Annotated in this window: 16 protein-coding genes; 2 read left to right on the top strand and 14 right to left on the bottom strand. The window is 64.0% G+C overall.

Annotation, left to right across the window (positions count from 1 at the left end; genetic code table 11):
- Positions 1–45 precede the first annotated feature (45 nt).
- From ACYQ6T_RS02630 to rpoE, 4 genes are read right to left on the bottom strand one after another with little or no spacing between them, the layout of a single operon-like run.
- Positions 46–522: a SoxR reducing system RseC family protein gene (locus ACYQ6T_RS02630; protein WP_459827211.1), complete on the bottom strand. Its 477-nt coding sequence runs from the start codon at positions 520–522 to the stop codon at positions 46–48.
- Complete coding sequence (locus ACYQ6T_RS02625) at positions 519–1,517, bottom strand: MucB/RseB C-terminal domain-containing protein (protein ID WP_459827208.1); 999 nt, start codon at positions 1,515–1,517, stop codon at positions 519–521. Before ACYQ6T_RS02625 ends, ACYQ6T_RS02630 begins: the two co-directional genes overlap by 4 nt.
- A gap of 23 nt (positions 1,518–1,540) precedes the next feature.
- Positions 1,541–2,191 carry a sigma-E factor negative regulatory protein gene (locus ACYQ6T_RS02620; RefSeq protein ID WP_459827205.1) on the bottom strand — a complete coding sequence of 217 codons (651 nt, stop codon included), beginning with the start codon at positions 2,189–2,191 and terminating at the stop codon, positions 1,541–1,543.
- A gap of 28 nt (positions 2,192–2,219) precedes the next feature.
- Entirely contained in the window at positions 2,220–2,858 is a 639-nt protein-coding gene (gene rpoE / locus ACYQ6T_RS02615) for an RNA polymerase sigma factor RpoE (RefSeq protein ID WP_459827202.1), read from the bottom strand.
- A gap of 96 nt (positions 2,859–2,954) precedes the next feature.
- Between rpoE and nadB the strand changes: the two genes are divergently transcribed.
- Entirely contained in the window at positions 2,955–4,538 is a 1,584-nt protein-coding gene (gene nadB / locus ACYQ6T_RS02610) for an L-aspartate oxidase (protein WP_459827199.1), read from the top strand.
- Here the strand turns inward: nadB and ACYQ6T_RS02605 are convergent.
- From ACYQ6T_RS02605 to ACYQ6T_RS02565, 9 genes are all read right to left on the bottom strand, one after another.
- Positions 4,524–4,859 (bottom strand): hypothetical protein, encoded by a 336-nt coding sequence (locus tag ACYQ6T_RS02605; protein ID WP_459827196.1) that lies wholly within the window; start codon positions 4,857–4,859, stop codon positions 4,524–4,526. The two genes, nadB and ACYQ6T_RS02605, sit on opposite strands and share 15 nt — an antisense overlap.
- A 109-nt stretch (positions 4,860–4,968) precedes the next feature.
- Positions 4,969–6,204 carry a beta-ketoacyl-ACP synthase II gene (gene fabF / locus ACYQ6T_RS02600; RefSeq protein ID WP_459827193.1) on the bottom strand — a complete coding sequence of 412 codons (1,236 nt, stop codon included), beginning with the start codon at positions 6,202–6,204 and terminating at the stop codon, positions 4,969–4,971.
- A 25-nt stretch (positions 6,205–6,229) separates the two neighbouring features.
- Positions 6,230–6,469 carry an acyl carrier protein gene (acpP, locus tag ACYQ6T_RS02595; protein WP_119336026.1) on the bottom strand — a complete coding sequence of 80 codons (240 nt, stop codon included), beginning with the start codon at positions 6,467–6,469 and terminating at the stop codon, positions 6,230–6,232.
- A gap of 88 nt (positions 6,470–6,557) precedes the next feature.
- Positions 6,558–7,355 carry a 3-oxoacyl-ACP reductase FabG gene (gene fabG / locus ACYQ6T_RS02590; RefSeq protein ID WP_459827190.1) on the bottom strand — a complete coding sequence of 266 codons (798 nt, stop codon included), beginning with the start codon at positions 7,353–7,355 and terminating at the stop codon, positions 6,558–6,560.
- Positions 7,352–8,290: an ACP S-malonyltransferase gene (fabD, locus tag ACYQ6T_RS02585; RefSeq protein ID WP_459827187.1), complete on the bottom strand. Its 939-nt coding sequence runs from the start codon at positions 8,288–8,290 to the stop codon at positions 7,352–7,354. The genes fabG and fabD overlap by 4 nt, the downstream gene beginning before the upstream one ends.
- Positions 8,291–8,303: 13 nt before the next feature.
- On the bottom strand, positions 8,304–9,272 hold the full coding sequence (locus ACYQ6T_RS02580; protein WP_459827184.1) for a beta-ketoacyl-ACP synthase III: 969 nt from the start codon (positions 9,270–9,272) through the stop codon (positions 8,304–8,306).
- A 10-nt stretch (positions 9,273–9,282) separates the two neighbouring features.
- Positions 9,283–10,329, bottom strand: a complete 1,047-nt coding sequence (plsX, locus tag ACYQ6T_RS02575) for a phosphate acyltransferase PlsX (protein ID WP_459827181.1) — start codon at positions 10,327–10,329, stop codon at positions 9,283–9,285.
- A complete protein-coding gene (rpmF, locus tag ACYQ6T_RS02570) occupies positions 10,326–10,505 on the bottom strand; it encodes a 50S ribosomal protein L32 (RefSeq protein ID WP_459827178.1) in 180 nt (59 codons plus the stop codon). Before rpmF ends, plsX begins: the two co-directional genes overlap by 4 nt.
- A gap of 3 nt (positions 10,506–10,508) precedes the next feature.
- Positions 10,509–11,000 carry a YceD family protein gene (locus tag ACYQ6T_RS02565; protein WP_459827175.1) on the bottom strand — a complete coding sequence of 164 codons (492 nt, stop codon included), beginning with the start codon at positions 10,998–11,000 and terminating at the stop codon, positions 10,509–10,511.
- Between the two features lie 60 nt (positions 11,001–11,060).
- Here ACYQ6T_RS02565 and ACYQ6T_RS02560 point away from each other — a divergent pair, with 60 nt between their 5' ends.
- Complete coding sequence (locus ACYQ6T_RS02560) at positions 11,061–11,651, top strand: Maf family protein (RefSeq protein WP_459827173.1); 591 nt, start codon at positions 11,061–11,063, stop codon at positions 11,649–11,651.
- Between the two features lie 6 nt (positions 11,652–11,657).
- On the opposite strand, the gene ACYQ6T_RS02555 is transcribed toward ACYQ6T_RS02560, so the two are convergent.
- Positions 11,658–12,680 (bottom strand): RluA family pseudouridine synthase, encoded by a 1,023-nt coding sequence (locus tag ACYQ6T_RS02555; RefSeq protein WP_459827170.1) that lies wholly within the window; start codon positions 12,678–12,680, stop codon positions 11,658–11,660.
- Positions 12,681–12,950: the final 270 nt, after the last annotated feature.

Below are 12,950 nucleotides of genomic sequence, written 5' to 3'. Positions count from 1 at the left end.
CAGTGGCCAAGGGGAAGGCGCTATTGTACCGGAATCGCGACCACTTCAGCGGGGATCGACCCGCACCACCGCGCGGATGCGCCGGGCCGCCCGCCGCCATGCCCCGGCTAACGCTACCGCAAAGAGGAGAAGAGCCACCGCGTCAGCAAAGCCGCCCCCGAGGGTGGCTGCAGCCGCCGTCTGCCCCACCCACGCCGCAACGAGCGCGAGAAGAAGCGGCCAGCCATAGATTCCCCACGCCGCTTGGAGCGGCGCTCGGGATTCGGTAACCACCCACACCGGCTGCCCGGGCGAGAGCGAGCACCCCCACTGCGATCGGGGGAACCAGAAGCGTCTCCCCTCCTGCCAATGGACGAGCGCCACGCCACCGCACCCTCCCGGTTCGGCGCAACGGCCACAGCCACCTCGCCGCTCGGTTATTTCGAGCCACGCCCCGCTCTCCTCGACCGCAAGCACCACCGCAGCGACCCGCTCATCGGAAAAGCAGCGCGCGGCGTGCGCGTCATCCCGCACCACGCTCACCGCGTCGCCCCCTCTTGGACCCCATCGGTCGGCACAAGCCCGTGGAGCAGCCGCCGCAGGGTCACCCACGGCACCTCACCCACCGCAGTTTGCAGCCATTGACCCCGCTGCGCGCGAACGACCCCCGTCGCCCCCCACCGCTGTTCACCTTCACGCCCACCGTCCTCTGCAGACGACGGAGAATCGGACCCCCCCGGGAGGGAGTCGGAGAGCGCTTCGGCAAAGAGCGAAACCGAGGCCACCCCGTCGCTGAGCAACCACTGCCATACCTTCGCCCCCGAAGGCCCGTCGCGCCAGCCCGAGGTAACCAGCGTAAAACCCGGAGGGAGATCGGTCAGACGCCACGGCATCGCCTCTGCGGCGACCGGATGAAGGCGGAAATCGACGCGCCTTTTCCGCCCCAACGCCGACCATCTGCTGCGTACCTCGGCAAAATCGGCCTGCGCTCTCGGGGTGAAGCGGACAAAGGCAAAGCGCTCCAGCCGCGTCATCGCTTCGTCAAAAATCTCCCGTTCGAGGGTCACCCCCGTTCCCGCCGCAATCCACCACCGTTGCGGAAAACGCCACGGGTCACGGGGAACGAGGAACCACCCTTCAGCCGGAATCCCCTGCCACCTCTTCTCGGGAAGCGGTTCGACGCGGTAGTGGGCAGCGATTCGCTCCAATGGCTGCGTCCATGAGGGGACGCTCGGGGGGTAGCTCCCCCAATCCTCTTCGAGGACGACCCCATCGAGCGGCAAATCGGTGCGACAGCGCCCCTGCCAGCAGAGCGTCGCGCGGCCATTCACCGCTTCGACCGTCACCAAGCGGTAGGGACCAAAGGGGGTGACCCCCGAATCGATGCGCACAACCGTCGCCGTCTCTCCCCGCTCCCACACCGCCACGCCGGAAAAGTGGGGTTGAGGGGGGGGTGAAGCGTGCGCATCCGGCGCCCCGCCGCTCGCGACGCCGCTCACCAGAAGCAGCAGCGCAGCAAAGCACCTGACCTGACGCACAAGGTTGATTGCGCTTCTGACCATCACCGGTTACTGCGCGCCGTGAGGGGAGCAGCGGACGATTCGGCCCGATACGGCCAGCCGCCTACCGGTTGCGTGGGACTGTGGGCAAGGATATAGTAAGGGGAGTGCGAAACAGCCACCCGGGTGATTGCCCCGCCGCTATCATGCGACAGAGAGGAGGGGGCACGCCCAGAGACGGCGAGGGGTCCAGCGGGCCCACCAAAGAGGGGCGACCGCTGTGCCACTCCCGGCACTACCCCTCCTTTCCCTTCTGGAACAGGCAACGCCAACAGCGCAATGACGACTGCTGCGACCACTGCGGCAGCCACAGCCCCCCAACTCCAGCGGGCGTCATTGCGCGCCGGCTGCGTCATGGGTGGTGCAGGCGGCAAAGCCGTGAGCGCCTCAGCAGGTGGCTGCGTCACGCCGGCCCGATCCTTTTCGACCGTAGCGATGCGCGCGAGCACGGTATCGACGAAACCATCCTTCGGGTGAGAGAGCGGTTCGCCACGAAGCGCCGCCCCGATCACTGCGAAAGTGGCACACGCCTCTCGCGCCGCAGCGTCATGGACAACCTCATCGATCTCGAGATCGGCGAAGGATTCGTCAGGTAACGGTTCGTCGTCGTACCACGCCGATAATGCCTCAAGCCGCATTTCGCCTCGGTCCATCGGTCACCTCGTCTATTTGTCGTTATCCTTACCACCGCCGATCGGGCGGCGTCTCCAGTAGCGGCCGCAACCGCCGGGCGATCGCTTCGCGCGCGCGAAAAATCCGCGACCGCACCGTCCCAATCGGGCACCCCATCGTTTCGGCAATCTCCTCATAACTCAAACCATCGAGCTCACGCAACTGAATCGCGGTGCGCAGCTCTTCAGGAAGTTCCGCCATCGCCGCCTCGACCGTTCGTGCGATCTCCTGCGTGAGGAGCAACCGCTCGGGGGTCTCGTCGCTCCCCTGCCCCTCGAGGAGATCAACCGACTCGCCCTCATCGTTCTCCGCAGTCGCGCTCGTTGTCGCCACTTCCCGCTTCGCGCTCATCAGATGGTTCTTCGCGGTGTTGAGCGCGATACGGTAGAGCCAGGTGTAGAACGCACTCTCGCCGCGGAAGGAATCGATCGCACGGTAGGCTTTGATAAACGCCTCTTGCGCCAAATCCTCCACCTCCGCGGCATCGCGCACCAAGCGACCGATCAGCCGCTCGACCCGGCGACGATACTTTTCGACGAGTAGTCCAAATGCAGCACGGTCACCCGCCTGCACGCGGGCAACGAGCGCTGCGTCGGTGAGCGTTCGCGGTGCGCTCCCGCCGGATCGGTTGGGGCTCTCGGCTGTCATGCGCACATTATACGCACCCTTTCCTGGGACTGGCAAAAAGGAAAATGGTTCCGGAATATGCTACGATCACTCCATCGGAGGCAGTAAGGAAGTTTTGTGGCTGTCCATCGCTTTGACGTCCTGGTGATCGGCTCGGGCCTTGCCGGCCAGTCGGTCGCACTGCGCCTGGCCGACCACTGCCGGGTGCTGCTCGTGGCGAAACGCTCGCTCACCGACACGGCCACTCAGTGGGCGCAAGGGGGGATCGCTGCGGCGCTCCATACGCCCGAAGGGATCGCATCGCACGTCGCCGACACCCTGATCGCTGGCGCGGGGCTCTGTAACGAAAAGACAGTCCGCTTCGTCGTCGAAAATGGTCAGCGTGCGATTGAATGGCTGATCGCCCAAGGGGTTCCGTTTACGCGCGACGACCAAGGCCGCTACCACCTGACCCGGGAAGGAGGCCACTCGGAACGCCGTATCTACCACTCCGCCGACGCAACGGGTGCAGCGGTTCAGGAGACACTGACGGCGAAAGTCCGCGCCCATCCGCAGATCACCATCTGGGAGAACCACCTCGCGCTCGATCTCATCACCGGAGCACGGATCGGCGCCCCGGAGCGGGGCTGCGTCGGTGCCTACCTCTTCGACCGGGAAAGCGGCACCGTCAAGACGGTCGCTGCAGCACAAACGGTGTTGGCCACCGGTGGTGCAGGTAAAGTCTACCTCTACTCGACCAATCCCGACATCGCCACGGGTGACGGGATTGCGATGGCGTGGCGCGCGGGGTGCCGCGTCGCCAACATGGAGTTCATCCAGTTTCACCCCACCTGTCTCTACCATCCGCACGAGAAATCGTTTTTGATCAGCGAAGCGGTGCGGGGCGAAGGGGGGATTTTGAAACTTCCCAACGGCGAGCGGTTCATGCCGCGCCACGACCCGCGAGCGGAACTGGCGCCACGCGACATCGTCGCACGGGCGATCGACTTTGAGATGAAAAAGCACGGGCTCGACTGCGTCTACCTCGACATCAGCCACAAACCCGCCGCGTGGATCCAGGACCACTTTCCGACGATCTATCGCCGCTGTCTCGAGCTTGGAATCGACATCACCCGCGAACCGATCCCGGTCGTTCCTGCCGCCCACTACACCTGCGGTGGCGTCGTGGTCGATCTGCGCGCCCGCACCGACCTCGCGAACCTCTACGCGGTCGGGGAGACCTCCTGCACTGGGCTCCACGGCGCCAATCGGCTGGCGAGCAATTCGCTCTTGGAATGTGTCGTCTTTGGCGAAGCTGCGGCCAACGACATCCTCGCCCAACCGCGCGCGATTGCCGAATCGCTTCCCGAGTGGGACGAGAGCCAGGTCACTGACCCCGACGAAGAGGTGGTGATCTCCCACAACTGGGACGAACTGCGCCGCTTCATGTGGGATTACGTCGGAATCGTGCGCAGCGACAAGCGGCTCCTGCGCGCGATGCACCGCATCCGGTTATTGAAGCGCGAAATCGACGAGTTCTACGCCCACTTTCGCGTGAACAACGACCTCATCGAACTGCGTAATCTGGTGCTCGTTGCGGAGCTCATTGTCCGCTCGGCGATGCGGCGAAAAGAGAGCCGAGGGCTCCACTACTCGCGCGACTACCCTGAGACGTTGCCGGTGGCACGAAATACCGTGCTGCGGCCGTCACGACGGCGGTGACGGCGCGGGAGCCCAACCCGCGGCAAGGAGCGCCAAACGCCAGTCGGCCTCCTCAGGCAAGCGCCACCTTTCGACCCAGAAGAGGCGCTGCCGCGGGTACCCCCTTAAGGTGATCGCCCACCACGGCCCATAGCGCGCAACTGAGACCACCCGCAAAGGGAGGCGCTTATTCACCTCGAGCACTTCCGCCCGGTCATCGGTGATACGGAGCGGCCGCGCGGCGCGCCACCGCGAGAAGGTGAGCCACACGGCAATCAGAAGCGCCATCCACGCGAGGAGCGCGACCTTCCCCGTGAGTTGCACCGCCAGGGCAACACCCATGGCGCCCTCAAGAAGCAGGAGCCCGCTCAAGGTGTGGTGCGGAGGTGGCAGCAGCAGCGCGCCCGCATGCCCCTCGTCACACCAAGAGGGGGAGCTTGCCGCCGCCTCTTCAGACCTGTTTGAAGACGAGGGTTGCGTTGGTCCCGCCAAAGCCGAACGAATTGGAGAGTGCGGCGCGGATGCGCGTCGCCCGTGCCGTGTGGGGGCAGTAGTCGAGATCGCACCCCTCGCCCGGTTCATCGAGGTTGATCGTCGGCGGTGCCACCTGGTGGAAGAGCGCCAGTACAGTAAAGATCGCCTCAACCCCCCCTGCAGCCCCAAGCAGGTGCCCGGTCATCGACTTGGTCGAACTCATGACCAGACGTTTGGCATGGTCGCCAAAGGCCCGCTTCACCGCAAGGGTCTCCGCGACGTCGCCCAGAGGGGTCGAAGTGCCATGCGCGTTGATGTAATCGATCTCGTCGGGGTCGAGTCGCGCGTCTTTGAGCGCATTTCTCATACACCGCATCGCCCCGTCACCATCCTCACACGGCGCGGTCATGTGGTAGGCGTCGGCGCTCATTCCGTAGCCCACCAATTCGGCGTAGATGCGCGCCCCACGGCGTTTGGCGTGCTCATACTCTTCGAGCACCACCACCCCGGCCCCTTCGCCCAAGACAAAACCGTCGCGCTCCTTGTCCCAGGGTCGGGAAGCCTTTTCCGGTTCGTCGTTGCGGGTCGAGAGCGCCTTGGCCGAAGCAAACCCGCCAATCGCAAGGGGCGTCACGGTCGATTCAGCGCCGCCTGCGATCATCACATCGGCGTCGCCGTATTGAATCAGTCGCGCCGACTCGCCGATCGAATGGGTGCCAGTGGCACACGCCGAAACCACCGAAAGATTGGGGCCTTTCGCCCCGAGCAGAATCGAGAGGTTGCCCGAAATCATGTTGATGATCGAGCTCGGGATAAAAAAGGGCGAAATCTTGCGGGCACCGCCATTCAAGAAATCGTGGTGAGTCGCCTCGATCATCGGCAACCCACCGATCCCTGAACCGATATTGACGCCCACCCGCTCGGCGTTGGCCTCGGTAATCTCCAGACCCGCGTCGCGAACCGCCTGAATCCCTGCCGCCATCCCATAGTGGATGAAGAGATCCATGCGCCGCGCCTCTTTTTTCGGGAGGTATTGGGTGATATCGAAACCCTTCACCTCACCGGCGATGCGCACCGGGAAGGTGCTGGCATCGAAGCGGGTGATCGGACCGATACCGGAACGGCCTTCGACGATGCTTTTCCACGCCTCTTCGACGGTATTGCCTACGGGAGAAACAATCCCCAGGCCGGTCACGACCACGCGCCGACGCATCCCAGAACTCCTTTGGTTGAAGCGGTTATTTGTTGAGGTGCGCGACGATGTAATCGATCGCCTGTTGCACCGTGGTGATCTTCTCTGCCTCCTCGTCAGGAATTTCGCACTCGAACTCCTCCTCCAGTGCCATGACGAGCTCTACGGTATCGAGCGAATCGGCCCCCAGATCCTCGACAAAGGACGACTCGTTCTTGATGTCGGCCTCATTCACGCCGAGTTGTTCGGCCACAACCTTCTTGACACGCTGCTCGATCTGCTCGATGTTTTCCATTTCGGATGACTCCTTGAACGGGATGAAAAGCGGGATTATTCTACCAAAGCCGATGCCAAATGAAGCCTTTTTGTTGCCGTTACCCCATGTACATGCCGCCATTCACGTGGAGTGTCGCCCCGGTGACATACGCGGCCGCAGGCGACGCGAGAAAAAGGACGCAGCCGGCAACCTCCTCAGGCGTGCCGAGGCGTCCCAGGGCGATGTTCGCGGTCAGTGCTTCGCGCTGCGCTTCAGGCAACGCTGCGGTCATGTCGGTGACGATGAAGCCGGGTGCGACGCAATTGACCGTGATGTTGCGGCTGCCCACCTCGCGGGCAAGTGCTCTGCTCATCCCCGCGACGCCCGCTTTGGCCGCCGCGTAGTTTGCCTGGCCAGCGTTCCCCATGCTGCCGATCACCGAAGTGATGTTGATGATCCGCCCGTAGCGCGCTTTCATCATCCCTTTGAGCACAAGCCGAGAGAGACGAAAGACCGCGGTGAGGTTGGTATCGATCACCGCCTGCCACTCCTCGTCACGCATCCTCAGCGCGAGGTTATCCTTCGTGATGCCTGCGTTGTTCACGAGGATCGTCACCGCCCCCCGAACCTGGTCGATCGCGCGAATCAGCGCCTCGCACGCCTCCCGATCGGTGACATCGAGGACCCGCCCTTCGCCCGCGATCCCCTTCTCCACGAAACGGGCAGTGATCGCCGTCGCGCCTGCTTCACTCGTCGCGGTACCGATGACGTAGGCCCCTGCTGCACCCAACCAATCGGCAACGGTTGCGCCGATGCCGCGAGAGGCACCGGTCACGAGTGCCGTCTGTCCATCGAGGCGAAAGCGCTGCGTCACCTGCGTTGCAAGGTTCTCACCCTGGGGCGAAGCGTGGGTCATTGTGAGCTCCTCTGGCTGATGAGCGCCTGCACCGCTTGCCCGTCGGCAAGGGCGACACTCTCTAACGATTTGACGATCCGTTTGGTGAGCCCGGCCAAGACCTTCCCAGGGCCACATTCGACGACATGGGTCACCCCCTCTGCCGCCGCTCGTTCAATCGTTTCGATCCAGCGCACCGGCGAATAGGCCTGGGCAACGAGCGCCGCGCGAATCTCTTCAGGGTCAGTATGGACCGAGACGTCGACGTTATGGATCACCGGAATCCGCGGGGGTCGAACGGTCACCGTCTGCAACGCCGCGGCAAGCCGTTCGGCTGCGGGGCGCATCAACTCACAGTGAAATGGGGCGCTCACCGGAAGGAGTACCGCCCGTTTGGCCCCACGAGCTTTGGCTGCTTCAATCGCGCGGTGAACGGCCTCCTGGTGGCCGGCGATCACGATCTGCCCCGGTGCGTTGAGGTTCGCCGGAGCGACCACTGTTGATGGGGTGGCCACCTCAGCGCACACCTCGGCCACAGTGGCCGCGTCGAGCCCGAGAATTGCCGCCATCGCACCGACCCCCTCCGGCACCGCCTCCTGCATCGCCTCGCCCCGCAAGCGCACCAACCGGACCGCGTCGGCAAACGCCAGCGCATCGGCCGCAACGAGCGCGCTGTACTCCCCAAGGCTGTGGCCCGCCATGAGCTGCGGGTCGCCCCCGCCCAGCGCTTTCCACGCGCGCCAAACAGCCACCCCGGCGGTCAACATCACCGGCTGGGTATTGCGGGTCCGGGCAAGCTCCTCCTCCGGCCCCGTGTCCACGAGTTTCCACAGATCCTCGCCTAGGGCGTCACTCGCCTCAGTAAAAGTCTCCGCGATCTGCGGCAACCCCGCATAGGCGCGCATCATGCCGACACTCTGCGACCCCTGACCGGGAAAGACAAAGATCATCGTCATCGCCTTATTCCTTTCACCAACGCAGCAGCGCCGCCCCCCAAGTAAAGCCGCCGCCGATCCCTTCGAGCAGTATCGTTTGCCCCGGAGCGATCTGATCGCGCTGAAGCGCGTCGTCGAGTGCCAGGGGAATCGACGCGGCCGAGGTGTTGCCGTGACGCCGGACCGACGCCACCACCCGCTCCATCGGAATCGCCAGCCGCTTGGCGGTCGCCTCCAAAATCCGGATGTTCGCCTGATGTGGCACGAGCCAATCGACCGCGGTGGCAGGAAGCGCTGCCGCGGTCAGCACCTCGAGCGCGACGTCGGCAAGCGCCTGAACGGCGAATTTGAAGACCGCCTGCCCCTGCATCCGCACAAAAGGGTCGCCCGTGACTTGCCCGTTTACCGTCTGGCCAGGAACGCAGAGGAGGTGGCGGTAACGTCCATCGGCGTGCATTTTCGTCGCCAGAATCCCCGGTCTCTCGTCGGCCGCTAGGAGTACCGCTCCAGCACCGTCGCCAAAAAGGACGCAGGTGGTGCGATCGTTCCAGTCGAGAATGCGGGAGAAGATCTCTGCCCCGATCACCAGCGCCCGCTCCGCCTGCCCCAGGCGGATAAACTGGTCGGCGAGCGCCAATGCGTAGACGAAACCGGTACAGACCGCCTGGACGTCAAACGCCGGGGATCCGTTGGTAACACCGAGTTTATCCTGCACGATCGTCGCCGTACTCGGGAAGATCATGTCCGGCGTGGAGGTCGCGAGCACGATGAGATCGACGTCATTCGGCTGCCAGCCAGCGCGATCGAGCGCCCGTTGCGCCGCCGCGACGGCAAGATCGCTCGTCTGCTCGTGGGGGGCAGCAAAGTGGCGTGTCTCGATGCCGCTACGGGTGCGGATCCACTCGTCTGAGGTATCGACCCCGCGGGCGACGAGGTCGTCGTTGGTCACTGGCGCGCCCGGAAGATACCCCCCCACCGCGACGAGACGAGAATAGCGGGTCATGATTTCCCCTTCACTGCGCTGCCGCGGCCGACGGCTGGGACTCCCCTTCGGCGGCGTCACCGTGAAGCGCCGCCAGCTGCTCGGCAACTCGATCGGCCAATCGATGGGTGCCCGCCTCCCACGCCCGTTCCAACGCCCACCCAAAGGCGTAAGCGTCGACGCCACCGTGGCTCTTGACTACGGCACCGCGCAAACCGACGAGAACCGCCCCATTGTAGCGCCTGGGATCGACCCGATCCTTGAACCGCTTGAGCACCGGCGAGGCCACCACTGCGGCGACCTTGGTCCACCACGTTCGGGTGAACTCTTCGCGCAAGAAGGCCGCGAGCATCTGCGCGAGCCCTTCCGTCGTCTTCAACGCGACATTGCCGACAAAACCGTCGCAGACCACCACGTCGGCGTGACCGGCGTAGATATCCTCGACATTACCAACGAAGTTGAGGGGCGAAGCGGCGAGAAACTCGACCGCTTCCCGGACCACCTGGTTGCCCTTGATCGCCTCCTCGCCGATGTTGAGGATGCCGACGCGCGGCTCAGCAACCCCCTCGACCGCGCGCACGAGCGCCGCCCCCATCACACCGAACTGCAACAGATGTTCCGCAGTGCAGTCGACGTTCGCTCCGAGGTCAAGCACCCAGACCCGCCCTTTGCGGGCAGGAAGAACAGTGGCGATCGCGGGCCGGTCGATCCCCGGCAAGGTTTTGAGGACAAAGCGGGCAATCGCCATCAACGCGCCGGTGTTACCCGCTGAGACGGCGGCAACCGCCTCGCCATCCCGGACGAGCTCAATCGCCCGCCGCATCGACGAGTCGCGCTTGGCGCGCAGCGCCGACTGCGGCGCTTCGTCCATCGCGACCACCTGAGAAGCGGCAACGAACGTGATCCGGTCACCGAAACGGGCTGCGAGCCGTTCAACCTCAGGAGCCACCTGCTCCGGAAGCCCAACGGCAATCACGCGAGCATCTGTTCGCCGCGACAGAAACGATGCCACTGCCGGCAGCGTCACGGAGACCCCATGGTCCCCGCCCATGCAGTCGACAGCGAGTGCCGGGCTCATTCGCCAGCGGTATCGATCACTTTACGGCCGCGATAAAAACCACTCGGCGTCACATGATGGCGCAGATGGACTTCGCCGGTGGTAGGATCGACCGCGATCGGCGGATTCTTGAGATGGTCATGCGAGCGGTGCATCCCGCGTTTTGACGGCGACTTTTTATTCTGCTGAACAGCCATGATTTAGTGCTCCAAATGAAGTAACACAGAAAAAGGGGAAGCAGGATCGCCCGTTTGCACCGGCCCCGGCAACGAACACGCTTCGTGCACCGCACCTTGTGGCCATGCCAACAACAGCTCCTCTTCCAGCAGCTCCAAGAGCGTAATGGGTTCATCCATCACGCGCGCATCCCAATCCTCCGCTTCGAGCTCTTCTTCCGGCACCGCTGCTTCGCTGCGGTACCAGACCACCAGCCGATCGATCGCGACCGGCCACTCGGCAAGCGCCAAACAGTGGGGGCAAACCACCGGCACCACCCCTTCGAGGCGCAGGCGAGACGCCACCCGCCCTTCTGGCGTGCGTTCCGGATCGACCTGCCAACGCAGGGTCGCCGAAGGATCGCCGACCTGGTCGGCTGCGCGGACAAAAGCCCCCGCTGCTACGGTGCCAGACCACGCCGTCTTTCCCCGGACAAATGCGACCGGATCGAAGAGCTGGGTCAAAAGATTGGGCATTTCGGACATAAGGGCGGAATGATAGAATGTTTGTCACTTTTTGTCAAAACTTTCAGAGCGATGACGACTCCTTCCTTGGTGCTGGCTTCGACCTCCCCCTATCGGGCAGCGCTCCTCAAACGCCTCGGCGTCGACTTTGCGACCCTCTCTCCCGAGACCGACGAGACCGCTTTGCCGGGTGAAGAGCCGCGCGCGCTCGCGATGCGTCTTGCTGAAGCGAAAGCGCGCAGCGCCGCAGCCCAGTGGCACGGCGCTGCCCTCATCATCGGCAGTGACCAGGTGGCAGCACTTGATGGCGAACGGTTCGGCAAGCCCCAGACGGTCGACCGCGCGATTGCGCAACTCCAGCGGATGCGCGGCCAAACGGTCGCCTTTTTTACCGCCGTTGCCGTCTTCGACACCGTGCGGAAAATCTGCCTCGTCGACGAGGTGACCACATGGGTGACTTTTCGCGCCGACTTGAGCGACGAGGCGATCCAACGCTACGTCGAGCGGGAGAGGCCACTCGACTGCGCCGGCGCCGCCAAGATCGAGGCACTTGGCATCACCCTGGTGGAAAAGGTGACGAGCGACGACCCCACCGCCCTCATCGGCCTTCCCCTCATCGCCACCTTGCGGCTGCTTCGCCACTTCGGCTGGTCGCTCCCCTGAAAGACTTCAGACGCGATCGGCCTCCCCAGAAGGGAGCTGACCGCCGCTGGGAGGCCCCAGACGTTCAAGAAATTGCGCCAAATCGTGCGGCAGCGGTGCCGAAACGGTGACTCGCCTCCCCGCCACGGGATGGCGAAACGACAACCTCGCCGCGTGCAAAAAGAGGCGGGGCAGGCCCATACGGCGCGCCAACACCTTGTTGAGCGAGAAGTCGCCATATTTCTCGTCGCCCACGAGGGAATGGCCAACATGCGCGAGATGGGCACGGATCTGGTGGGTCCTGCCGGTGTGGAGACGCACCTCGACGAACGAAAAGCCAGGAGGCGGCTCGTGCCACCACGCGCAGCGCGCCACCTCGGAATGGGACTCTTTCCCCTGAGGCGCCACCCGGACCCGCCGCTCCCCTGCCGCCGTGAGATAGCGCTCGAGCGGCGCGCGGATCGTGAGTAACGATTCTGCCATCACGCCGATCGTCAGCGCCCAATAGCTTTTGGCCACCTCCCCGGCGCGCCACGCCGCCTGGAGCGCTTTCAACGCGGATCTTGTCTTGGCGATCATCAGGATCCCTGAGGTGTCGCGGTCGAGGCGATGGACGAGCTCCCAATGGTGGGCATCAGGCCAATGGGCGCGCACCCACTCGATCAGCCCCCATGAGAGCCCCGATCCCCCATGTACCGCGACACCGGCGGGTTTATTCACGACAAGCAGCGTCTCATCTTCATAAACCACGGGCAACACCGCAAGCCCGTTTTTTGGGGGGATTTTTGCTTCGCTCGTTGCCGAAAGACGCAACGGCGGTACCCGAACCATCTGGCCCGGCAACAAACGGCTCTCAGGATGGGCGCGATGGCCGTCCACCCGCACCTCGCCGCTACGGATGATGCGGTAGATCAACGACTTAGGAGCCCCTTTGAGGTGGCGTCGCAAGAAATTGTCGAGCCGCTGCGGCCCCTCCTCGACCCGAAAATGGCGCACCGCATGAGGAATCGCATCAAACGCCGCGTCGTCGACTTGCTGTTTCTCCGTCACGGTACTATACTTTCACTTTGATGAAGACCCGATGTTACCGCTTTGGTTGAGCTTCTTACCATTGCTCCCAAGAGGGTCTTGACCGGTTTTTTCGTTGTGCGCTGATCTCGTCATCAACCCGGCGGCGCCTGACGGTGGAAAGATTGTTGTGGCTTTGCGCCGCGAAGCGCTCGGCCCTTGTGGAACGCCTGTGAACCCGATTCTCTTCGCCTTCTTCTCGCTCGTTGCTCGCGCCCTTGGCGTCAAGAGCCTAGGTGCGTTTGCCCTCTG

Source organism: Hydrogenophilus islandicus (assembly GCF_054657095.1).
The sequence above is the reverse complement of the archived record's forward strand: the minus strand, read 5'-3'. Positions and strand labels throughout refer to the sequence as shown.